Origin of the sequence: Thomasclavelia cocleata, assembly GCF_900102365.1 — a bacterium.
In the GTDB taxonomy this organism is placed as follows: domain Bacteria; phylum Bacillota_I; class Bacilli_A; order Erysipelotrichales; family Coprobacillaceae; genus Thomasclavelia; species Thomasclavelia cocleata.
The window spans coordinates 28661-54219 of sequence record NZ_FOIN01000017.1; the positions used below are offsets into that span (position 1 = coordinate 28661).

General features: G+C 25.7%; 22 protein-coding genes. 2 read left to right on the forward strand and 20 right to left on the reverse strand.

The annotated features are described in order from the left end of the window. Positions 1-15: 15 nt before the first annotated feature. From BMW96_RS07590 to BMW96_RS07600, 3 genes are read right to left on the reverse strand one after another with little or no spacing between them, the layout of a single operon-like run. Positions 16-867 (reverse strand): glycosyltransferase family 2 protein, encoded by an 852-nt coding sequence (locus BMW96_RS07590; RefSeq protein WP_092354115.1) that lies wholly within the window; start codon positions 865-867, stop codon positions 16-18. Further along, positions 867-1817, reverse strand: a complete 951-nt coding sequence (locus BMW96_RS07595; protein ID WP_092354116.1) for a glycosyltransferase family 2 protein — start codon at positions 1815-1817, stop codon at positions 867-869. The genes BMW96_RS07590 and BMW96_RS07595 overlap by 1 nt, the downstream gene beginning before the upstream one ends. Then, positions 1810-2793: a glycosyltransferase gene (locus BMW96_RS07600; RefSeq protein WP_092354118.1), complete on the reverse strand. Its 984-nt coding sequence runs from the start codon at positions 2791-2793 to the stop codon at positions 1810-1812. Before BMW96_RS07600 ends, BMW96_RS07595 begins: the two co-directional genes overlap by 8 nt. 221 nt (positions 2794-3014) lie before the next feature. Here BMW96_RS07600 and BMW96_RS07605 point away from each other — a divergent pair, with 221 nt between their 5' ends. Continuing rightward, positions 3015-3836 (forward strand): LicD family protein, encoded by an 822-nt coding sequence (locus tag BMW96_RS07605; protein WP_157796095.1) that lies wholly within the window; start codon positions 3015-3017, stop codon positions 3834-3836. A 79-nt stretch (positions 3837-3915) separates the two neighbouring features. On the opposite strand, the gene rfbD is transcribed toward BMW96_RS07605, so the two are convergent. The 15 genes from rfbD to BMW96_RS07680 form a co-directional block, all read right to left on the reverse strand. Further along, complete coding sequence (gene rfbD, locus BMW96_RS07610) at positions 3916-4758, reverse strand: dTDP-4-dehydrorhamnose reductase (protein ID WP_092354122.1); 843 nt, start codon at positions 4756-4758, stop codon at positions 3916-3918. Positions 4759-4771: 13 nt separating this feature from the next. Next, the gene (locus BMW96_RS07615; protein WP_244881284.1) at positions 4772-6934 is read right to left on the reverse strand and encodes a glycosyltransferase family 2 protein; all 2163 of its coding nucleotides are present in this window, start codon (positions 6932-6934) and stop codon (positions 4772-4774) included. 16 nt (positions 6935-6950) lie between these two features. After that, positions 6951-7724, reverse strand: a complete 774-nt coding sequence (locus BMW96_RS07620; RefSeq protein WP_092354126.1) for an ABC transporter permease — start codon at positions 7722-7724, stop codon at positions 6951-6953. Positions 7725-7734: 10 nt separating this feature from the next. Continuing rightward, on the reverse strand, positions 7735-8865 hold the full coding sequence (locus BMW96_RS07625) for an ABC transporter ATP-binding protein (protein WP_092354128.1): 1131 nt from the start codon (positions 8863-8865) through the stop codon (positions 7735-7737). 112 nt (positions 8866-8977) lie between these two features. After that, positions 8978-10675, reverse strand: a complete 1698-nt coding sequence (locus tag BMW96_RS07630; RefSeq protein ID WP_092354130.1) for a hypothetical protein — start codon at positions 10673-10675, stop codon at positions 8978-8980. 5 nt (positions 10676-10680) lie between these two features. Next, a complete protein-coding gene (locus BMW96_RS07635; protein ID WP_092354151.1) occupies positions 10681-11940 on the reverse strand; it encodes a UDP-N-acetylglucosamine 1-carboxyvinyltransferase in 1260 nt (419 codons plus the stop codon). 273 nt (positions 11941-12213) lie between these two features. Then, positions 12214-13728 carry a hypothetical protein gene (locus tag BMW96_RS07640; RefSeq protein WP_143050724.1) on the reverse strand — a complete coding sequence of 505 codons (1515 nt, stop codon included), beginning with the start codon at positions 13726-13728 and terminating at the stop codon, positions 12214-12216. A 905-nt stretch (positions 13729-14633) separates the two neighbouring features. Continuing rightward, positions 14634-15767 carry a glycosyltransferase gene (locus BMW96_RS07645; RefSeq protein WP_092354134.1) on the reverse strand — a complete coding sequence of 378 codons (1134 nt, stop codon included), beginning with the start codon at positions 15765-15767 and terminating at the stop codon, positions 14634-14636. Continuing rightward, complete coding sequence (locus BMW96_RS07650) at positions 15767-17185, reverse strand: oligosaccharide flippase family protein (protein WP_092354136.1); 1419 nt, start codon at positions 17183-17185, stop codon at positions 15767-15769. Before BMW96_RS07650 ends, BMW96_RS07645 begins: the two co-directional genes overlap by 1 nt. A gap of 1 nt (position 17186) precedes the next feature. After that, positions 17187-18179 carry a glycosyltransferase family 2 protein gene (locus BMW96_RS07655; protein ID WP_092354137.1) on the reverse strand — a complete coding sequence of 331 codons (993 nt, stop codon included), beginning with the start codon at positions 18177-18179 and terminating at the stop codon, positions 17187-17189. 2 nt (positions 18180-18181) lie between these two features. Next, the gene (locus tag BMW96_RS07660; RefSeq protein WP_092354139.1) at positions 18182-18529 is read right to left on the reverse strand and encodes a DUF2304 domain-containing protein; all 348 of its coding nucleotides are present in this window, start codon (positions 18527-18529) and stop codon (positions 18182-18184) included. A 16-nt stretch (positions 18530-18545) separates the two neighbouring features. Next, a complete protein-coding gene (locus BMW96_RS07665; RefSeq protein ID WP_092354142.1) occupies positions 18546-19217 on the reverse strand; it encodes a glycosyltransferase family 2 protein in 672 nt (223 codons plus the stop codon). A gap of 25 nt (positions 19218-19242) precedes the next feature. Then, a complete protein-coding gene (locus tag BMW96_RS07670; RefSeq protein ID WP_244881285.1) occupies positions 19243-20166 on the reverse strand; it encodes a glycosyltransferase in 924 nt (307 codons plus the stop codon). A 17-nt stretch (positions 20167-20183) separates the two neighbouring features. Next, positions 20184-21062: a beta-1,6-N-acetylglucosaminyltransferase gene (locus tag BMW96_RS07675; RefSeq protein ID WP_092354144.1), complete on the reverse strand. Its 879-nt coding sequence runs from the start codon at positions 21060-21062 to the stop codon at positions 20184-20186. 26 nt (positions 21063-21088) lie between these two features. Further along, a complete protein-coding gene (locus tag BMW96_RS07680) occupies positions 21089-22453 on the reverse strand; it encodes an exopolysaccharide biosynthesis polyprenyl glycosylphosphotransferase (protein WP_092354146.1) in 1365 nt (454 codons plus the stop codon). 166 nt (positions 22454-22619) lie between these two features. Between BMW96_RS07680 and BMW96_RS07685 the strand changes: the two genes are divergently transcribed. After that, positions 22620-23102 carry a phosphatase PAP2 family protein gene (locus tag BMW96_RS07685; protein WP_092354147.1) on the forward strand — a complete coding sequence of 161 codons (483 nt, stop codon included), beginning with the start codon at positions 22620-22622 and terminating at the stop codon, positions 23100-23102. Between the two features lie 63 nt (positions 23103-23165). On the opposite strand, the gene BMW96_RS07690 is transcribed toward BMW96_RS07685, so the two are convergent. Together BMW96_RS07690 and BMW96_RS07695 are read right to left on the reverse strand one after the other, a co-directional pair. Further along, positions 23166-24323 carry a L,D-transpeptidase family protein gene (locus BMW96_RS07690; protein ID WP_092354149.1) on the reverse strand — a complete coding sequence of 386 codons (1158 nt, stop codon included), beginning with the start codon at positions 24321-24323 and terminating at the stop codon, positions 23166-23168. A 336-nt stretch (positions 24324-24659) separates the two neighbouring features. Next, positions 24660-25559 (reverse strand): Ig domain-containing protein (locus tag BMW96_RS07695; RefSeq protein WP_143050725.1); only part of this gene is annotated, 900 nt, incomplete at its 5' end.

Here is a 25559-nt window from a genome sequence, read left to right on the forward strand (position 1 = left end):
TGCGACAATATTTTTTTATTCTAACTTCATTTTAATCAAATACCAGGTAATATCTGGATAAAGCAACATTGCAATAATTTTTTTTATCTTGGATTTACTTTCATAAAATCTTCGCATATTCAAACGTCGTATATATGTTTTCTTTTCACTTTCTGATATAAAATTTTTATCATATAAAAATTCAATAACTTCATTTGATGAAATTACCATTTTATCAAAATCACTTGATACATTTTTACCAGAATAAGTATGAATATACAAATTTTCATAATTTATAGTTATTTTACAATTATTTTTTAACATTAAAATCCATAAGAGTAAATCATCAGCACCGTTAGTTTTCACTCTATATTCTAACCATTCTTTTGCAATTGCATCTTTTTTTATAATACATTGCCCTGGTGAAACAATCATACATCCGATTTTAAAATAATACTTTAAATTTTGGCTTTTCTCTTGATGTTTTCTACTATGATATATCATTCCATAATTGAGTGGATTTTCATCAAAACCATTTGCAATAATCATGTCATTATCTTTGATTTTTGTAAACTGTGATACTAGTGCATTTTCTTTAATTAGATCATCTTGATCAATCATAAAAATATAATTTCCACTTGAATTTAAAATACCATTAACTCTAGAACCATGAATCCCTATATTTTTATGATTAGTTATTATCTTTATATTTAATCTCTCAAATCCCTGGTAATTTACCTTACAATTTGGACTATCATTAACTATGATTATTTCTACTTTTATTTTATCTATCTGTTTAATTGCTATCTCTAAAGCAGATAATAACTTTGATAATTCATTATTTCCATTATAAAATGGAATTATTATCGATAAATCGTATTGCATCATTATTTCCACCTATCCACTCTTTTATATACAACTTTTAATAAAGGTCGTAAATAAATATATATGTACAGTGCATATCTATTTTTCTTTCTAATATTTTGATCTTTTAATACATCTTTTCCATATTTTCTAATTATTTTTTTTGCTTTTTCAATTGTATCTTTATATTCAAAAGTATTTGGTGCATTTAAATAAACCCTTAAAGCTCCTGCTACATTATATGATTTAGCAGCATTTTGCAGATTAATATCTTTATCACTAGCAAACTCACATATTTTATCACATATATTTAAAATAACATTATCTTTCTTTGAATATTTTTTAGTCGTTATACTATTTTCATGATGTACATATCCATATAATTCCATTTCTCCATAAATAATTTTATTACATTGATAAAATAATTCATGCATTATATCAATATCCTCAAAAATTATTCCTTCTGTAAACCTAATATTTTTAAATAATTCTCTTTTATACAATTTACCCCAAGCACTTGGTAAAAAACTTTTTTGATACCAAAGCTCACATATTGCATTATTACGATTATAGAAATGAAGCTTCCCAGTACTTTTAAAGCTAACAACATCATCAAAAATATGTTTTGCGTTACAAATTGATATATCAGCATCATTATTTTTCATCATCTCAATAAGTATCCTGCACAATTCATCTGATACAATATCGTCACTATCAATAAACATTAAATATTCGCCATTAGCATGTTCAATTCCAACATTTCTTGCACTCGACAAGCCACCATTAGTTTTATGAATAACTTTTATTCTACTATCTTTTTTTTGCCACCTATCACAAATGATCCCACTATTATCACTAGCTCCATCATCAATTAGAATTATTTCAATATTTCGATATGTTTGGTTTACTACACTTTGTAAACATTTATCGAGATACAGTTCGACATTATACACAGGTATTATTATACTAATCATTTTTTTCTCCTAAATCATTTTTTCTTACTATACTTACTATATCACCTAAAAATGTTTTTAATCTTCCAAATTCATGATATTTTCCACTAATATAATATTTAACTAATTTAAATATCTTTGCTTTTTTAATATATTTAATTCGATCTTTTAAATATCTCTTATTTCTTAAACACATTTCACGATCCTGAGATGTTAAATCTAAATTTAGTACATATTCAATATTTTCTAATTCTGATTCTAAATAGCTGATTCTATCTTTAGTTCGTTTATCTTTATTTTCTAAAAAAGTTTCATCAACTTCATCCAATCCAATTGTATTAGCATCATGAATTCGATAATCAATTAATTTCTCATTATAAAAATAACACCCATTATGTATTGAAGCAATTAAATTCAAATCCCAATCATGTGGCAATTTACCTTTAGTAACCTGCAAATATTCATTAACTAATTCTTTTCTAACTGCCATTGTACACCCTTGAGCAATATTATTTCTCAAAAGATACTTTAAATCAATCTCAGTTAATTTTTTTGTTATTTTAAAATCAATTATATTATTATTTGATTTATTTTTACTTTGTTTAATTGTGAATGGCTCATCATTTTGGTTTATGAAATTAAAACTTGATGATATCGCCAATATATCGTTATTCATCACTGCTAGAATCTTTTCAACTTTATCAGTATGCCATATATCATCTTGATCTGCTAAAAATATAATATCTCCATTTACTAATGATAATCCTTTTTTAAAATTATTTTTATATCCTAAATTTTTTTTATTTATAATTAGTTTCCAATTATATAACTTATTTTTTTTAATAAATTCTTCAATTATTTCAACTGATTTATCTTTTGAACAATCATCTATCAAAATAACTTCTTCTATTTTTTTTGTTTGATTAATAATTGATCTAAGTTGTCTAATTAGATATTTTTCACCATTATAAACAGCCATAATTATTGATATTTTCATAATCCCACCACACTTTATTTTTTATAAAAAACTAGTATCAATTATAACTAATACTAGCATTTTTATTTTTAATAATCAATTTCTTTTAAGTGTTTAAATTTTAAATCTAAATTTTTATTAATTATATCTTAAATATTTATTAATAATTATTAATAAATTCTTTAAGAATTCTACAACCTATGTTAAGATATTTTGTAATAAAGATAAAAAGGAACGATAAAATGAAACAAATTTCTTCTCAAGACATACAATCATTAGAATTAAATATTTTAAAAGCATTTAAAAATTTTGCTCAGGAAAATAATATAATATATTATTTATGTGGTGGAACTTTATTAGGTGCTATACGTCACAAAGGTTTCATACCTTGGGATGATGATATTGATATCTGTATTCCAAGAAATTCATATGATAAACTAATAGAATTAGTAAAGGAAGATAGATATATTGAAAATACTTCTTATAAATTCTGTCTGCCATTAGATGATAATTATATTTATCCATATATTAAAGTTGTTGATACTAATACTATTGTATATGAAAAAGATATAAAAAAAGAATATTGTTTAGGAGTATGGATTGATATCTTCCCATTAGATGAATTTCCAAAAACTAGTCCTGAAATAAAAAAAGTAGTAAAAAAACATTCAAATTATAAATTTTTTAATAAAATCTATGTATCAGGGAATTTATCAACACCATTAAAAAAAATAATTGCTTTTTTTGCTAAAATATTTTATTCAATTGTTTGCTTTAATAAAGACAATAAATATTGGGTTACAAAAATATTATCACTTGTTAAAAATTATGATTCTAATTATATTGGTAATTTAGTGTGGCCAAATCAATATAGAGAAATATTTGATAAATCAGTTTATGCTGAGACTTTAGAATACCAATTTGGAGATGAATTTTTTCCTATTCCAGCTGGTTATGACGAATATCTAACAAATATGTATGGAAACTATATGGAATTACCTAAACCATCTGAGCGTGTATTTCATGATTTTGAAGCATATATTTTAGACAACGATAAAAATTAAAATTATACTTGATCACGCATTGCGTGATTTTTTTATAAAAAAGAAGAAGCAAGATATCTGCTTCTAATTTTAGTCATACTTATTTTTCAATTTTCTCTAAATATCTACCTAAAGCATCTTGCCATGTAGGTAAACGTTTAAATCCATTTTTATCTAACATTTCTTTTGACATTCTACTATTGCTTGGTCTTTTAGCTTTAGCTGGAAAAGCATTTGAATCTACTGGAGTAACCTCAACATCCATTTTTGCTTGTTTGAATATTTCACATGCAAATTCATACCATGAGCATAATCCCTCATTAGTTGCATGATAGGTTCCATATTTGTCAGTTAAAATCATATCTACTGCTAATTTAGATAGATCATATGTATATGTTGGTGATCCAATTTGATCATTTACAACACTTACTGCCCCTCTTTCTTTTCCTAAACGAAGCATAGTTTTAATAAAGTTATTACCATTAACACCAAATACCCAGGCAATTCTAACAATAAAATGCTTTTCTAAAGCTTCAACTGCTAATTCCCCTTCATATTTAGTTTGACCATACACATTTAATGGATTTCTTTTATCATATTCATTCCAAGGCTGATCTCCTTGTCCATCAAATACATAATCTGTAGAAAAATACATTATTGGGATATCTAATTCTTTGCAAACCTTAGCAATATTTTTAGTTCCATCTACATTTACTTTAGTACATGCTTCAACCTCATCCTCTGCTTTATCTACTGCTGTCCATGCAGCACAGTGAACTATAGCATCATAATTTCCAGATTTAATTATTTCTTCTACCTTTTTAGAATCTGTAATATCCATTTCTTCGACATCTACACCAATTGCTTCAATATTTCTTTTTTTGCATTCATTTACAATATCATGCCCTAATTGACCTTTAACACCAGTTACTAATAATTTCATAGATGTTTTCCTCCTATTTTCTATCTAACACAAACGCTTTTTTTAAACTAAAGTTTGGGTTATAAAACTTATCATCAAATAAAACATTTGACCATTTATCTTTCATATAATCATGCTCTGAAACAAATCTCTTGTATTTTTCACTTGTAGTATCTAATCCTCTAGATTTTGATTCATGATGATATAATTCCACATGATTTAAACATACATTGTAGTAACCTTTTTCTAATAATTTTAAATTAAAATCGATATCATTGAAAGCTACTTGTAAATATTCTTCTAAACCACCAGCTTCGATAAATTTTTCTTTTGATACCATCAAACAAGCCGCAGTTACTGCACTATAATTAAATGGCACAGATAATCTTCCATAAAAACCTGGATCCTCTTTTCCACATCCAATAAATGTATGTTGAGCAATTCCACCAATTCCTAAAATTACTCCTGCATGTTGTACTGTATTATCTGGATATAATAATTTAGCTCCTACAGCTCCAATATGTGGCTGCATTGCATACCCTACCATTAATTCTAACCAGTTTGGAGTGATAATTTCAGTATCATTATTTAAAAGTACTATATATTCACCATTAGCTTCCTTTACACCTTGGTTATTTATTTTAGAATAGTTAAATTCATAGTTTGCATCAATTACTCTAAAATTATCATACAAACCTTTATATTTATCAAATAATGCAAATGTTTCTTCTTTTTGGCTATTATTATTCATTACAATAACTTCAAAATTTTTATATGTTGTTTTTTCATATAAAGATTTTAAACATTGTTCTGTTACATCAGGGTAATCTTTTGTCGGAATAATGATAGAAATTAATGGTTCAATTTCATATTTATACTCAACTATATAATATGGGACTTTTGGATGTACTTTAACATTAGCATTTATCCCTCTACGTTCCATAGCATCTGCTACAGCCTGACGTCCTCTTTCAATTGCATAACCTTTGTTATCGATTTCAGCCGCAGTTGAGCCCTCAATCATTCGCCAATGATAAAGTATCTTAGGAATATGATAAATTCTTTCTGGTGTAGTTTGTTCAAAGAAGCGTAAGAATATATCATAATCTTGTGCACCTTCTAACCCTACTCTAAATCCACCGATTTTATCAACAATACTTTTTCTCATAATTTCAAAATGACAAATATAGTTACTTCCTAAAATACTATCAGGTGCATAATCTGATTTAAAATGAGGATCTCTTCTTTTTCCAGCTAAGTCTATTTTATCCTCATCACTATAAATAAAATCTAAACTCTGATTTTCATTTAATACTCTTACACATTCATATAATGCATTTTTTGTAAGTAAATCGTCATTATCCATCAAACCAATAAATTCACCTGATGCAATTGATAGAGCATCATTAGTTGCTTTTGAAATATGCCCGTTTTCTTTTCGATGAAATACTTTAATTCTATTATCCTTTTTCTCATACTCAGCTAATGTATCTAGTGTTTCTTTTAATGTAGAACAATCATTAGATAAACAAATCTCAAAATTTTGATATGTTTGATTCAAAATAGAATCTAGGCATTCAGATAAATATTTTCTTTCAACATTATAAACAGGAATACAAATACTAATTAACGGATTATAATCAAAAGATAATATTTCTTTTTCTTCTTTTTCATTGATTTCTAACCATTCTAAATAATCTTCTTGTTTCATAAAATTATAGAATGTTATTTCTTCTTCTAAACGACTTAAATTATATTTTACTCTTTTTATACTACCTTTAAAAGTATGATTTTTTAATATAAACTTTAACTCCTTAAATAATACACGAATTATATATTTTAACTTTCTAAATCGATGAGACATATTTCCAAATATTTTTCGCAAAATCATTCGGATTTTAGACTTAATTCTTTTCATTCTTGTATTTTCTCTAATACAAACCAACTGTCTTTCATTATTAGCTATCAAATATACTTTTACAAGCTTGTCATTATTTGTTAATGAAACAATTAATTCATAATTATCAGATGCTAAATCTGGTTTAAATTTGGCATTCCTTTTAACACCATCAACTTCAACTTCAAAATCATATTTTTCTAAATCACAGTTTCCATACATAATAAAGGTTGGATTAATAATCCCATGTACATGGGCATCTCTAACATTTATATAATCTATATCAATAATTTCTTTCATAATCAACCTGCCAAATTTAAATTTCTTCTGCAAAACCTTTTTCAAGTTTTCTAAATATTTTCAAACCGATATAAAAACATATTCCAGCAATAACTAGTATATAAATAATACTAGCAAGTGATGGTAAAGTATGATACATAAATAAATCACGATATGCATTTACAATTTGTGTAAATGGATTTAAATTTAAAACCCATCTTATTACACTTGGAAATACTTCTGCTGGATATAATATTGGTGTAGCATAAAATAACATATTAATAATAAATTGGATAATATATTCAGTATCCTGAACATATACATTAATCGCACTTAACCCTAATACTAGACCAGATGTAATTAAAAACTGAATTATTGCGATAAATGGCACTAAAATTATATGCCAGCTTACTCCCAAGCCTCCAAAAACACAGAATAAAACAATAATAATACATGCAATAAAAAAATTAACTAAACCACTTAAAGAAGCAGATATTGGTAAAATTTCTCTGGGAAAATATACTTTATTAACTATACCTGCATTATTTTTAATACTTCCCATTCCTAGTCCCATTACTGTTGTAAAGAAATTCCAAGGGATTACTCCACAAATTAGATATTGTAAATAGTTTTCAGTTTTAATTCTCATAATATATGGAAAAACAATTGCATATACAACAACCATTAATAAAGGATTTAAAAAAGACCAAAGTATACCTAAAAAAGATCCTTTATATTTCCCTCTAATATCTTTTTTTACATTGGTTTTCAGTAATTCACGATATTCATATAAATCTTTTATTAGTTTCATTTTTATACCTCTATATAATATTTACTTTTAAATCCTTTTGAGAAATTATATTACCTTTATTATCTATTAACTGTGCTATTATTAAATGTTCTCCCATTTCATGACCATTCATATCTACAACATAAGTAAAACCACATTCATCATCGTTTGTTCCATAACCACCATATTTTTCCTGATATGCCATTAATACATCTTCACGTTTTACTAAATGATGTAATGTCAATTCTTCATCATCAAAAAATACTTTCAGCTTTCGATCAATACAATCACTTAGATACCATCCTGAAACTGCAAAACTATTTCTCTTAAAATTAATTTCTTCAAATGATTTAGGAACATCTATAACAATAATTCCATGATAATTATCATCTTCTTTTTGTTTCTTTTTTGCTTCCTCTTTATGATCTATTTTAACTTGTTTTAAATATTCATCAATTACATATACTGGATCACCATCTAACCTAAATTCACCTTTATAAATCCATACTGCTCGATTACACAAATCTTTTACTGTATCTAAACTATGTGAAACAATCACAATTGTTTTATCACTATCTCGTAATTCTTTTAATTTATCAAAACATTTGTCTTGAAAATGTTGATCACCAACCGCTAAAATTTCATCAATTAATAATATCTCAGCATCTACATTTATCGCAATCGAAAAAGCTAATCTCATATACATCCCAGATGAATATGTACGTATTGGATTATCAATAAATTCTCCTAATTCAGAAAATGCAATAATATCATCAACGCGTTTTTCTATTTCTTTTCTAGTTAATCCAAATACTGCTGCATTAAAATATATATTCTCTCTTCCAGTAAAATCTGGGTGAAACCCTGCTCCTAATTCTAATAAGGAAGTTAACTTACCATTTGTTTCAATTGTTCCATCATTTGGATAAATAATCTTTGTCATCAATTTTAAAAGTGTTGATTTACCACTACCATTTGTTCCAATTAAACAAACACTTTCACCTTTTCTTATATCTAAATTAATATTTTTTAAAACAGTATGTACTTCTTTTTTATTTTTTCTAGAAGATACTAGTCTTTCTTTTAAAGTATGTGCCTTATCATATTCCATTTTGAAGTATTTGGTCATATTTCTAACTTCGATCGCATTATTTATATCCATAAGTCCTCCATTTATATTTTGCCCGTATTATATCATATAAATGCTTAATTTCAAATTTATTATATTTTAACACATAATTTTTATTGTGCATACATAGATACATTAGTAATTATCAGGTTGAAAATAATCTTCTTCTAATCTTCTTTAATCTAGACCAATTATACTCAAATATTAACTTTTCTTCATTCATGTCAACCTTAGAAAAGCAACGAATACAATTTGAATTAATTGGAATTTCAATAATTGTCTGATTTGTTTTAAAATTATAATTACAAAACGCTTGCAAAACTTCAGCTTTATCATTTTTGATAATAAACATATCAGGTTGAATTTTATCACTTATTATAATAACTAATTTAGGTTTGAAAAAACCTTTAACATATTTTTCTGCATGTACTAAATCATTTACTTTTAAATAATTTGCAGAATAATAACTATTTCTAATTTCATCATTATAATCACTAATATTAAAAGATAATTCTAAATAATTAAGATTTTTAATTTCTACCCATGGATCATCATTCATTGATATTAGCGATTTGCTTACTGTTAATAACCCACTTGTTGTTAGCTTATCTATTGAATTACTTTCACCATTAATAATTAAATTATCAATTTTATACCCTGCTCGATTAACTAAATCAATTCTAAAGTTTAGTGATCTTGAAAATTTTTTACTGTTAAATTTTACAGTTTTATCTATTATTTCAACTTTAATAGATTCTTTTTCACTATAATTTCCATCTTTTGCATAATATATTTGTAAAAACAATTTACCTTTATTAATTAAATTTTGTCTAATTCCATTTTCTCTTACAAATAATGGTGATTTTCTAAATAGAAGATTATAATTTTGATATAATTTTTCATAATCCATTGGTTGTTTATGCATATTTTCAAAAGCTTTATTTATAATAGTTTCAAACAAAAAATGTTCTTTAGCAAATTTTTGACATTCTTCAATATCTTTTAAACATTCCCCATATCCTTGAATAATATTTTCTACTAATTCAATATCACTATATTTACATCTTGAATATCTACCAGAAAAGTTAAACTTAAATGAATTATTAATATTTTTTTTAGTAATATAACCATCTCCTCCAAAATGATCATAAACATAACATGGTATTCCTAAAGCTATTCCTAAATTTATTGTTTTTCCAATAGAAATTATTACATCATATTGTAACAATAAATCTGCACTTACCAATTTATAAATATGCTTTTTACCATAAATATCTACACTTATTCCCTTTTTTTCAAAAATAGCTTTTATTCTTTCAACTTCATTAGGAACATGATTAGAAACAACACAAATGCTTTCTATTTTATTTTTTGCATTATGTAATACCTTTAATTCTTTCTCCATAATATAATTTGGAAATATATTAAAATATTTATTATCATATCCTTCAATTCTATTTTGTTCTTTAGCTTCATAACTCAATGTAGATACTAAACTTAGAGATTGATAATAATCTGGATATGCTTCATAATTTGCATAAGATGACAGACTTAAATAATGAATATATGTAGCTTTTATTTTTTTATCAAACAAAAGAAAGTCTAAAAATGGATAATGATGCGCCCAAATATAATCATATCTATCATTTAATTCCTCATTTTCAAGATAATCTATTACTCTTACTCGATGATCAACACTTTTTAATAAAGGATAACCTTTATCTAAGGTAAAGATATCTACACAATATCCATTTTCTACGAAATAATTTGCAATACTTACAGTATCAACTTCTGAACCTGTATAATTTTTAATATATGCATTGGTCATTAAAATTTTCTTCATAAATTTTACCTGATTTTCCTTTCAATAACCGCTCCTAAAGAAATTAATTTTTTATCAATATTTGCATAACCTCTATCAATATGATAAACATTATTAATTTCTGTACTCCCATTTGCAAGTAATGCTGCTATTATTAACGCAGCTCCACAACGCAAATCAGTTGCATAAACAACTGTACCATATAATTGAGTAGGTCCAATAATATTACATTCCCCCTCTTTTTTCTCTATTTTAGCCCCCATACAATTCAATTGCTCACAATGTCCAAATCTTTCTGGATATATTCTTTCTACTACTTTTGATGTCCCATGACATTGAGTTAATAATACAGTTAGAGGCTGTTGTAAATCAGTTGCAAAACCAGGATATATTTCTGTCATCACATTTACTGGCTTTAAATTATTTTTTCTTCCATAAACTATAATACTATCTTCCATGATATCCATTTGTATCCCTATTTCTATCAGCTTTGATATTAATGCTTCTAGATGGTGAGAAATAATATTTTTTATCTCTATTTTTCTTCCAACTGTTGCAGCTATTATTAAAAATGTACCAGCTTCAATACGATCAGGGATCATTTCATGATAACACCCATGTAAAGTTTCTACACCATCTATTACAATTTTATCTGTTCCAGCACCTTGTATTTTAGCACCCATTTTTGTAAGTAAATTAACAATATCAATTATTTCAGGCTCTTTAGCTGCATTTTCTATTATTGTTCGACCCTGAGCTTTAACTGCAGCCAATAAAATATTAATTGTCGCCCCAACAGAAGCAAAATCAAGGTAGATTGTATTTCCTACTAGTTGCTTTGCAGTAATTATATAAACATCATCTTTATACTCTATCTCTGCTCCTAAAGCTTCAAAACCTTTTAAATGTAAATCAATTGGTCTTGGTCCTAAATAACAGCCACCAGATGATCTTATTATTGCTTTTTTAAATTTTCCCAATAATGCACCCATTAAATAATAAGATGCTCTTAACTTGTCTACAGAATCCTTAACCAATTTAGTATTTTTTAAATTTGTTGGATCTATTTGTAAAATATTATTTTCTTTTTTTATATCACAGTTTAGCTCTTTTAATAAATTACTTAAATAATCAATATCACTTATCTCTGGTATTCCACTAATAGTTACTTTACTATCTGCAAGTATTGCCGCAGGAATCAATGCTACTGCTGCATTTTTTGCACCAGAAATAACTACTGTCCCATTTAATTCATGACCACCTTCAATAATTATTTTTTCCATCATGTTCATCTCTGTCCCTTTCATCTCTTTTTAAACATAGATAGCCCTGATAAAACAGGGCATTTATTTACTATTAAAATTACATTTTTAAAATAACTAATTCTTAAATCAAATTTTTTGTTTCCCTTCAAACATTAATACCTTTGAATATAAACCAAAATAAGCTATCTGTGTAAAAACATTAATAATAACTATCAAAATTAAACATATTATCCAACAAAAAACATAATTCAAACAAAATTTATCAACTTTTATTTTCATATTTTATCTTCATTACTATTTTTTATAATAAATATTGTACCTAACACCTGCATTAATATCATCAATTTTATCAAATGATTCAAATCCCATACTTTCAAGATAAAGATTATCTTCAGATGTTGGTAGTACAATACAATTTATTGGATATCTTAATAGCATTTTTTCTAATTCATCTGCAGTATCTGTATTTGGATTAACTAAAAAATTATCAAATATTCTCTGTTCATCTGCATTATAATCCGCAAACGCCCCTGTTTCACATGTCCCAAATCTTCCAATTGCAGAAATAGAGCGAATTTGGGGAGCAAATGTTCTAATAATTATTGCTACTGAGTGCATATCACCATCAGCCATAACCCCCTCTGGCATTATTACATTAATCGCTTTGTTTCTTTGATTAGCCAATGTTGTCAATTTACTACCTAGCTTAATTGTCGACGAAGGTATAATCGCTTTGTTTTGCCATACTGTTTTATATGATGATAAAATACTCCCTTCATAAATATGGGCTGATCCCAATGCTCCAATAATTAATAAAATAGTAGATAATGAATACATCAATACTAATTTATTTTTCATAAATTCTAATTTATTTAATAATATATATATATATATGCTTACCATTATAATCATTGTATAAATTAATGTTGTTAAATTCCTTGCTGCAACAAAATCATAAACAGATAATTTTTCAAATATATTATTAATAGGATCGAAAATTATTAATATACCAATTATTAATATAGTTAAGTTACATTTAGTAACTACTTTTGATTTAAAACTAAAACTAACTAATAAAATTATAACAGCTAATACTAAAAACCAATTATCTATATTATATGAAATCTGGGTTAAAATAACTGAACTGATTTTTTCTGTATTACCTAAAATAGTCCCAATTACTATTAATATAAATGTTATCATAATTGCAATGAATCGGTATTTTTTTTCTGAAATAATATATGTACTAAGTAAATAAGCGACTCCTGATGTAAAAATTACTGGTAAAGCAATAATAGATTTAGATGTTAATGCAATAGAAATTAGCAATACTATTAAAACATCTTTTAACCCTATTTTTTCTTTATCAATAAAATGTATTATTATCAACATTATCCCCATAGTCCTTACAATGGATGAGCCATAATACATTGCAGTATTAAACTGCCAAGAATCTTGTACCATAATAATACCACTTTGATTTAAAAAATCCCAATTAAAAATAAACAAAATAACAATACAACTTATGTATTGAATTGTACTTTTATTATAATTAATATTGCATGATTTAATAATTTTTTCCGCAAATACAAATATACAATTAACTAATAAAAAATAATTAAAACCTGACATGAATATTCTTGCAAATATTGAAGGAGTTACTTGGGTTAAAAACATATATACTGAATTTTCAAGTTCACCAGTAGTAAACACATCAAGTCTAAATATATTACTAGACCCTAATAAACCTGTGGCCGGAGCTATGATAAAAGGATTATCTATATATGGTAAAGTTGCCATTTTATTCAAATATTGCCCATCATCTAAACAATTATTTAACCAAATCCAATCCTGATAAGAGAGCGAAATTACAATCAGTATTAAAGATATTACAAATAAAAACCAATAATTTTTCAAAAATTTTTTTAAACTTAGAGGAAATAATTTAATATTTTCTTTCTTAATCTTATAAAATGAAAATATTAATAATATTATAACTACTAAAATAAAATATCCAAAAAATACATTCCAGGAGGTATTTAACTGCTGTATTATAATTCCCCCTACACCAATTAAAACACTATAGATTAAGTATCCTGTAAGAAAACGATAAGGTTCTGAATCATTTTTTAATATTGAACTACCTACAAAATACAGAAACAATATAAATACAATATAAAATATCATTCCTATAACATAATCATATATCATAATTATTTAATAAACATTAACTTGTTTATTTTCTCCTTTCATCAAATATTTTCCTCTACTATTCTATAAAAAACGCACTGTTATTATACATCAAACACACGGTATAAACAACCTTGCATAATAGTTATACAGTAATATAAAAATGTTTAATATTTTAATCCAATTTCCATAAGCACTTTATAAAGAAAATTTCTCATATCCTTTTAAAACATTACTATAATATTTCATCATTATTACTTACAACTTCTACAATTTCTTTACCAGTGCTCTTTCAGCATTAATATAAAATCATCAATACTATTCTTAACAATTTCATAAACAGCATCATCTCATCTATTAGTTATAGTAAATATGACATTTTGATTAACTTCAATTACAGTTATTCAAAATCCTTCATCTTTTAAAATCATTATAAGTAAGAATTATTTTATCTGTAATAAATCTTTTCATTTAGATCATGATATATTCTTCTAGTTTTAACATAATAAATTTTTCTCTATTACTCAATAACTAATATAATTTTCAACATAATTAATATATCTATCTTTAAAAGTATCAGGTGAAAAATTATAATAATTATTCTCAGCATTAATTGATATTTCTTTCAGTAATTTCTGTTCTGTAGTTAATAAAATAACTTTTTCAATAAATTCATCATCATTATCAACAATATATCCATCAACATCATTATTTACAACTTCATTTGTCGAATCTCCCCAACTAAAAGTAACAATTGGTACTCCACAACGTTTAGCCTCTAATACCGTTAATGGTAATCCTTCATTAATTGATGCTGATAAAAGTGCTGTATATTGATTGTATATTTCTTTATTGGTTGTAAAACCTTTTAAAAAAACTATTTTCTCTAGATTATGAGTATTAATATATTCTTCTAATTCTTTTTTCAATTCACCTGAACCATATATATCTAAATGTAGTGAATAACCTCTTTCTTTTATTTTTTCAAATATTTTAATTAATCGTAAAGGATTTTTATTTCTATCTAATCTTCCCATAAATAAAAAATTATTTTTTCTTTGGTCAAAATTATATTCTGGCCTAATTACATTTCCAGCAAAGTTATAAATATAATCTGCATTATAACCTTTATTCAAGGCTTTTTTTGCATCTGCCTTACTCCTAAAAAGAATTAAGCCAGGTTTTGTCATTAACTTAATTTGTAATTTAGATCCAAAATTCCCCTCCCAAAAATATTCATATTTAGTATGAATTTCTAGAATAAATTTATTTTTTTTACTCATAAATATTCCAGCAGCAGGTGATGTGACAACAATTCTTTTTTCATCTCTAAACATTTTTGCCATTTTATAACGACAAATTGGAATATATAAAAAGAAAATAATAACACTAACAATTGCTTTAAATACCTTTTTTATTTGCTTATTTTTTAAATATTGAATAACTTTAAAAAAACGATTATCAATATTAAATTTATTAGTAATTATTATATTATAATCTTTAAATAATTTTAAATTATCTTCATCACAATTATAAATACTAACAATATTTATATCATAATCATATTTTAATTTCTCACAAATATTTAAATACATTCCAATTAGTCCCCCACTTTGTGCAGAAGGAATTTGATCAAAAACAAAATATATTTTTTTCATCACTTTACTCCCTTTTTCGTGAAAATCATCAAAAGCTCATCCTTAGTTATAATTAATAAAAACATATAAATAATAATTGCTACAAAAATTTGTAATACTGTAGTATATATATGGGTCCCTAAATTAATAAAAATAAAGTAACACGGTATTACAGAAATTAATGAAAATAATAGATATTTAAATACTCTTTTATATAAACCATTTAATTTAATATCTTTAGTCATATAATAGTATTGAATAATTGTTACACTGAATTCCGCAAAAATTGTTCCTAATACTGCACCATAAACACCCCAAATTGGAATCGTTAAATAATTTACAATTACATTCAAAATTGCAGAAAAAATACTAGAAATAGTAAGATATCTCGTATTTTTAGTTGGCACTAAATATTGTGTACTAGATATACTTGATAGTCCTCTAGCAATGATAACAGGACATAATGAAATAATAATTGGTGCCACTTCATCATATCCAGGACCATAAAACCATGGCACAAAACTATAAGCAATACTAATTAATCCTAATGTCATTGGAAAAACTAATAAAAGTGTATATTTTATTGTAATACGAATACTTTCATTTAATTGATTTCTATCATTACTAGCAAATAGATTTGCACTTCTAGGCAACATTACAGCAGAAACTGCGGTAATTGCTGTAACTGGAATTTTTACAATTTTATCTGCTTGATCATAGAATGCAATAATAGTAGAATCATGAGTAAAATATTCAAGCATAATCTTATCCATTTGATAATATACTAGGATAATAATTTGAGGTAATGCTATTTTTGATGTGGCTAAAAGATGAGGAATAATTTTTATTCTTTTCCAATTAGGTTTACAAATCAATTTGATCATACTTGGATAACAAATCAATACCCCTAACACTTGGCAGAACCCCATAATCAAGATGTATTTAGTAATATCTTGTTGTGATTTTACTAATAAAAAGATTAATAAAACATTGAATGTTTTAATTATACAAGTTCTTAAAACAACTGTTTTAAAATCCTCTAAACCATTATAAAACCAAATCACATCTAAAAAACTACCAATAAACCAAATTAATTGATACATTGAATATTTCTCATATCGTGTACCTACAAAAAAAGCATAATAAAGCACGAATGTAATTATCAAGAGGATAATCTTTAAAATCATAATCTCAAAAAATATTTGAGATCGTTTTTCTTTATTATTTTTAACATAGGCTATTTCACGGATACCATAATTAGTTAATCCTAAAGCACCAATTACTGCAAATATTTGAGCAACAGAATCAATATAACTATAAATTCCTAAATTAGTTGGCAATAAAACCCTTGAAATATATGGAGAGGTTATTAAAGGTACAATTATTGCTAATAATTGTGATGCACAATTATAAAAAATATTACTAATTGTTTTTTTCATCCTATTTATCCCTCTTTGCTAATGCAACTGCTTTGATAAAATCTTTTAAAATAGGTTTATCAACATTACGATTGCTCACTTGTTCCTTTTTTATTGCTCCTTTAATTACAATTATTACATTAGTTATAATTCCTTGTTGTCCAAAATGTTCTCTTTTTTTCCAAAAATCTAATTTTTTATCTAAAATTTTTTGATAACAAGCATCTAATTTTTGTTCTTTAATAAATTTATCCAAATAAATTAATTGAGGTAATCGTAATTCTGCATACTGATTTTCTATATTATTCTCTTTATTTTTAGAAAATAACTTTTTTATTTTATCAAATCCATATTTTTTTCCAATTCCAATTGTATTTTTATCATGCTGACGATAATAAATTAATGGCTCATTTATATTTTTTAAACCTCCATACAATGCTGCAACAATTCCAAACCAGTAATCATGAGCCCATCCATTATCTAAATCTCCTATATAATTCAATATTTCTTTCTTAATTGCTGTAGTTGCTCCAGTAACAAAATTATCATTCAACAAATAATTAACTGTTTCATATTGATTATTCAAATAACTATTTTGATAACTCAAATTTTCAAAAAGATTACCTTTAATCTCTAAATTTTCATTTGTAATATGTGCATTTGAAAATACTAATAATGCATTTGGATTATCATTAAATACTTGACACATTAATTCAACTTTATTTTCTTTCCAAATATCATCTTGATCACAAAAGAAAATAATATCACCTGAACATAGTGTTATTGCCTGATAAAAATTCTTAGCAAATCCTAAATTTTTTTTATTTATTTTTAACTTATACTCAATATTACTTGTTTTCAAAATTTTATTACAAATTTCTAATGTACTGTCTTTAGATCCATCATCACAAATAATGATTTCATCCACTTTTTTTGTTTGATGTAAAATACTATTTAATTGTTCTACAATATACTTTTCTCCATTATAGGTACACATTGCAACTGATATTTTCACATTTACACCTCTTTATCATGTAATTCTTTTTCTAATATAGCTATATGTTGTATTAAATTTTTTTGCTTTTCTTCTAATGATGACACTCTAACAAATAATGTATAAACTACTATAATTAATAAAAAGATTATAAATGCGAACACCATATTGGCAGTTGAAATAACTCCTATAAAATCTGCAGCAAAATAGGCAATCTGAGGAAAAACAGCAACAATAATTAAAGCAATAGATGATAATAACCATACAAGAGCATAGTCAGAACGTAATTTACCCTTTTTTACACTTTTTATCAGTATTAAAAATAGAAAAACTGATAAAATAATTAAAATTAATTGTAACGTCAATGTCATATTTTTCACCTATCCTTTAATTAAAAAATATAATCGTAATAAGTACTCTCAACATATATTGTATCGAACTACCAATTCCAGCATAAATACTTGTTCCTGCAACACGATCTTCCATTTTTACCTGAATTTCTTTTACCCTAAACCCCTTTTTCATCTGATATGCTAAAGTATCTGGTTCAGGTTTCCGATTTAATTCATAAGCATAATCTTTAATTAGTTTACGATTAATAATTCTCATCCCACTTGTTGGATCATTTATTTTCTGACCTGTTGTTAATTTAATCATAGCTGTAATTAAACGACTTCCTAACATACGAGCAGATAAATGTTTTTTTTCTTCAACGAATCTTGAACCAATTACAATATCATACCCATTTTCAATTTCTTTTACTAGTGCTGGTATATATTCTGGTAAATGTTGTCCATCTCCATCAAATTGAATTGCAGCATCATAATTATTTTCATATGCATATTTGTATCCAGTTTGTACTGCACCAGTCAATCCTAAATTTACTGGCAAATCAATATGATTTATTTTATTTTCATCAAGAATTTTAGGTGTACTGTCTTTTGAACAATCATTGATTACCACATAATCACTCCCTATATCAGCTTCTTGCAACTGTCTAACAACCCTTAAAATATTCTCTTCCTCGTTATATGCAGGAATTATTACTAAAACTTTCATTTTTTCTCCTTTAACCATTATTATTTTAACTATTTATTGTTACCATAAAAAAACGATATATTTTATTCAAATAACTTTTAGATGTAAATGTTAATAAAAATCCATCTTTTATAAATTTCAAATATTTTTTTTCTTCTATATCTTTCAATACAATATTAAATCTTTCATTTGCTTTTAAATATCTTTTTGCCCTACTATAATTATTATAATTATTTACATATTCTTTTGCCTTATCAATATCAGCAATTTCTTTTTCTGAATACTTTTTAGTTATAAATCTTGCAAAAAGATACTGCTCATATAAATTACTTCTAGAAATACTAGAGGATGTCATTCGATACTTTAATATCGTTTCATTAATATTAGATATTTTATATCCATTTAAAACTGCCCTTAGTGTAAAATCATAGTCTTCACATAACGGCATATTTCGATAACCATTTAATTTATCAAAGACTTCTTTTTTCCCAAACCAGGTTGGATGTGAAATAATTTGATTATATCTTAGTGCTTTCTTTATTTTATTTATATCAGTAGGTACTTTTTTTATTGAATAGATGCTTTTTCCATTTTCATCTATCATTTGTGATATTCCACCAATTAGATCATATTTATTTTCTTCTAAATACTTCTTTTGGTTTTCTATGCGATTACTAATTGAAATATCATCAGCATCCATTCTACAAATATATATACCTTTAGCCAATCCTAGCCCTTTATTTAAAGATGCTGTAAGTCCTATGTTTTTTTTATTTATATAAAACTTAATTCGTTTATCTATATTTGTATATTCTTCAATAATTTTAATATGTAAATCATTATCAGGATTATCTAAAATGATTATATATTCAAAATCTTTATATGTTTGATCTAATATAGATTCTATTGCCTGTCTTAAAAATATTTCCTCTTCTTTATAAGTAGACATAATAACTGATACTAAACACATTTTATTCTCCTTGATCTTTACTTATTTTTTAAACTATCATACAATATTTTAATTATTTTATCATCAATATTTTCATCAAACTTTCTTGCCATTAAATATTTTGAATTAGCCAATTCATCATAATCATTTATAGTAAAAGTTTTAGGATGTTTATTTTGTCCTGTCCAATCAATAAAGACAGGAATCTCAGCTTGTGTCTTATAATATGGTGATGATACAAAGATACTTTGGAATAAGGATTCATCTGGACAAATAGCATTATCAAAATATTTCATAATATTTGGATTAGTTTTAATTTTATCATATATATAATGTATACACTCATTAGTTAATAACCACCACGAACTTCCAAAATTAAAATCTAATCTTGTTACATTTTTCCTTTTAAAAATTAATGTTTTATATGGACCCCCAGTAACTAAAATATATAAATGTTTTAAAATTGTTATTAATAAATTTGAGCTTGTCATAAAAGGTGCATATTTTAATTCATTTCTTTTTAAAAATCTTTTATACAACTGATTATTTTTAGACATTATTTCTATATAATTTCTTTCCTTATTTTTTTCTAAGAAATCTTTTATATAACTAATTGACTTTATTGGAAAGTCTTGTCCACTTAAAAACCAAAAATAATCATATTTAATGTTATTATTAAGAGCACACTCAATTAAATTTACTGTAGCATGAATCATCTGACTCTGCCCCCATTTAATATCTAATCTTTTTCTTTTATCTAAAAAATAAATATTATCTTTTTTCTTGATTTCATTAATTATATTACTTTTTTTATCAATATGAAGATAAAAATCGACATCTTTATCATCTAGTGTATCTATTAAATAATTTATTTGTACAGGATTTTTATGACATAATATTAAAAATGCTATTTTCATAAGATCAATTCCTTCTCCTCTATTTCTTATAATGATCCTTTTCCATAAACCACGCTTTTTACTGTTTTATACATAATTGTAAAATCTAACCAGATTGACCAATTATGATAATAATAATCATCTAGTTTACAACGATAACTAAATTCAACATCACTTCTACCATTAGCTTGCCACATTCCTGTAACTCCTGGCTTTAACTTAATAATTGAATCATAATATTGTCCCATATCGCTCTTTTCTCTAGGAAGGTATGGTCTAGGACCAATAAAACTCATTTCTCCTTTTAATACATTAATAAATTGTGGCCATTCATCTAAAGAAGTTTTTCTTAGAAAATGACCAACTGGAGTAATTCTAGGATCATCTTTTAACTTTTTATTAGTCAAATACTCCACTTTTATTTCAGGATTTTCTTTCATTAATCTTTCCAATTCTTTTTCAGCATCAGGTATCATTGATCTAAATTTATAAATCTTAATCAATTTACCATTTTTACCTATTCGATGCTGCGAAAACATGATATTATCATGATCCCCGCTTTTTACATATTTATATTTTACATATGCCATTAATGGTAATAATGTTATTACCCCCACAATTCCTGCTAGAATATCAACAAATCTCTTAAAGAACTTATCCAATATACTAATTGTATCATTTGATGTAGCTATTAATAATTGTCCATCAAAATCCTGTACTTCTGATGAAAAAGTCATTGTTCCATTAACATTTGGAAGATATTTTACTGATTCAACCTTTCCATAAATGTCGCTCATAATTTTATCAATCACTTGTTGATTAGCTTCAGGTAAAGCTATAATTATTTGTTCAATAGCATTATTTATAATAGCTTCATTTAAATTATCATAATTATATACTTTACTATGTTTAATTATATTTTCCTGTTTAAATCCAAATAAATCTTTAGTATTATTTACATCTACATATCCTCTTACAGTAGTTAATGCAAATCTATTATTATTAGATATTTTTCCAAGACGGGCAGCTTCATAACCTGTACCTATTACTAAAGTTTTTCTGGCAAAAACTTCTCTAAATGCAATTCTTAAAAACCTTGATGCAAGTAAGCTTATAACAAACATTGCCACAACCATAATTGTTAGATGAATCCTGCGATCATACCCATAACTTTTAGGTACTAAAACTAATAAGGCTATAAAAAAACAAAAACTTGTTTTTACCAATTGTTTAATCTCGTTCCAAATTAGACATGTCTTTAATGAGTAATGACCATAAATAAACATAAATAAAAAATATAAGGTTCCTGAACCAACAATAAGCTGCATATCCATATGAAAATATAAACAAATAAAATAATACATTACTACTTCAATTGAAAAAAGCATAATGGGCATTAATTTTCTATTCACTGTTTCACCTCTTATCTTTTGTTAATAATATTTTTATAAAGTTTTCGCATTTATAATAGCATATATAGCGATATTTGTCATTTTTACCTCTGCTCATTTTCTACTATTTCTTAAAATCGACAAATATTATTATATAGGTTATAATAATAAAAGGAGGTTTTGCTTGATGGAGATATTCTATAAACGCATGAACAATTTTATTTGGCAACATTCATTTATTAAAGGATGTATACATTTTATATCTAGATTTTGCCCATATATGATAATAATTTTCTATTCTTTATTTTTATTAAAAATTTATATTGAATGGCAAAGTCACCTCTTTTTCTTTATTAAAATTCCTTTATACTCTGTTTTAATTGTAACTATATTAAAATTAATAATTAATAGAAAACGTCCAATCCAAAAATATGATATAAAACCTATTGATGATTTAAAAAGAAAAAATTATTCTTTTCCAAGTATTCAGGTCGTTTTTGCTGTTTCGATTGCTCTTACTGTTCTTAGATATGGTCCTAATATGGGGTTATTATTATCAACATTAGCTATAGCACTAACTGTTTCTAGATTCCTATCTGGTGTTCATTACCTAAGTGATGTAGTTGTTAGTATCTGTATTGCATTTATTATTAACATAATTTTTATTTAATTATCAAAAATAAAATCCAAACTTAAACTAATTTTGAATTTTAGGTTAAGCTTGGATTTTATATTATATATTAGTATCAGTTGGATCCCATGTCTGATTTAGTGGGATTTTTTTAATTGCTGGTTTACTTAATGGATCAAATTTTTCTGACACTATTTCTACTTTTGTCTTTAATGCACAGTTATCATATATCCATTTAGCATTTTCACAAGTTAATCTTATACATCCATGTGAACATGTTGTTCCTAACTTATTGTATTCTTCTGTAAGTAATGTATATGGATCTTGCTTATCATATGGAACTGAATGGAATAAAATCCTGTTAACTATTCTTGTGGAATATTGTCCATAACTAGATTCTACTAGTGCTCTCCAGCGATATTTAGCTGGAGTATAGAATACTCCAATTGGCGTATCATCACCAACTGAACATATAAAACGTTTATATGCTATTTCATGTTCACCTTCACCATTTGGAATTAAAACAGTTACTACATTAGTTTGTTTATTTACTCTTAATTCATATGATTCTTGTAATCCTAATATTTCTTCTAAATCTTTACATAAATCCCCATTAGCGTCATAACAAACTTTAAATCCATTTTTGTATGAAAAAGTTAATGATGATTTATTTGTTTTTATTAATTTTTCATCATTTTTAGAAGAAAGCTTGATTTGTATTGCTTCTAATTTGTAACTCCCCCCTACTGTCCCTGCGATTTTACCATTACTTGTCCAATCTAACCATCCTATATTTTGACAATATACACGATAATTTACATCATAATAATCAGATATATCTCCACTCAATCTAATCTTTATTGCTTCTAATCTTCTAGATTCCCCAGTTGTCCCACTAATAGATCCATTATTTACATAATCTAGCCATCCATAATCTTCCACATGGGCACTATATTCGATACTTCCATTATAAATATTATCATTTAGAGATATTTGAATTGCTTCTAATCTCTTTGATTCATCAATTACTCTATTAATAGATTCATCATTAACATTATCTAACCATCCATAGTCTTGCATATGAATATTATAAACAATACTCGGCATACTTTTGCCTTTTAAATTATTATCTAAGATTATACCATCTGTCTGTTGTATATTTTTTATATTATCTTCATTATCATTTACAGCGTATACAAAATTCAACATTGTAGTAAAAAATAATCCTAAGCTAATTAATATAAATGTTATCTTTTTCATTCTTATTCCTCCCACTTAAATAAAATATATTGTACTTTAAGATTAATTAAAAATTTATTTTTAATTAATTAACTTCACTAATTACATCCTCTATTTTACTACATAATATCATATTTTTTAAGTCCTATTTTAAAAATTGAATACATATTTTTTAACAAGAATTAGTTAATATTCTAAAAAATAATAATAGAAATTATAATTTTATTTTTATCTGATACCTTTAAATGACGTCAGAATTTAACTTAAAAAAACTCTCGAAATTAATGACATATAAAAAAGGGGAAGTGATTCCCCTAGATATTAACACTCTAAAATAATTTAGATTTATAAATTATCCTATTTTTTTATAAATGGTCTTACTGTTTTTCCTGGTGCACTTCCACCTTTTTGAACTACCTTTATTTCAATTGCCTCTATTCTTTTTGACAATCCTTCACTTCCTGCACTCTTTCCATTTGCTGTCCAGTCTAGCCATCCATAATCTGCTATATGTGCTCGATAGTAGATATCATATTCTTTCTCCATCTCTCCTGTAAATCTGATCTCTATCGCCTCCATTTGTTTATTTCTTCCTGTTACTCCTGCTGTCTCTCCATTTCCTGTCCAGCTCTGCCATCCGATATCTGCACTATGTACTCGATATTCAATATCTCCTTCATATGCTGGATTCTCCAATGAAATCTTTATCGCTTCCATCTGTTTGCATTTCCCTATTGTTCCTGCAATACTTCCATCATATACACTTGACAGCCATCCATAATCTGCTACATGGGCTGATGTTTTTATATTTTTCTTTTGTACATATGGTTTCACTGTTGCTCCTGGGGCACTGCTTCTTTTTCTTACCAATTTTATTTCTATCGCCTCAATCTGATAGCTGTATCCTGCACTCCCTGCCGCTTTTCCATTTGATGCCCAATCCAGCCATCCCAGATTCTCTGCATGTACACGATAATAGATATCATATTCGTTTTCAAGTTCGTCTGTCAGCCTGATTTTGATAGCTTCAATCTGTTTGTTTTTACCAGTCGTTCCTGCCAGTTTTCCGTTATCTGTCCATGCCATCCAGCCATAATCTTGAACATGTACACTGTATTCGACTGTCCCGTTATAAGCGTTATTTGTCAGACTTATTTTAATGGCTTCCATTTGTTTATTTTTACCTGTTGTTCCTGCTTTTTTTCCATCACTAACTTCTTCTAACCAACCATAATCTGCTACATGCGCTTGATAATT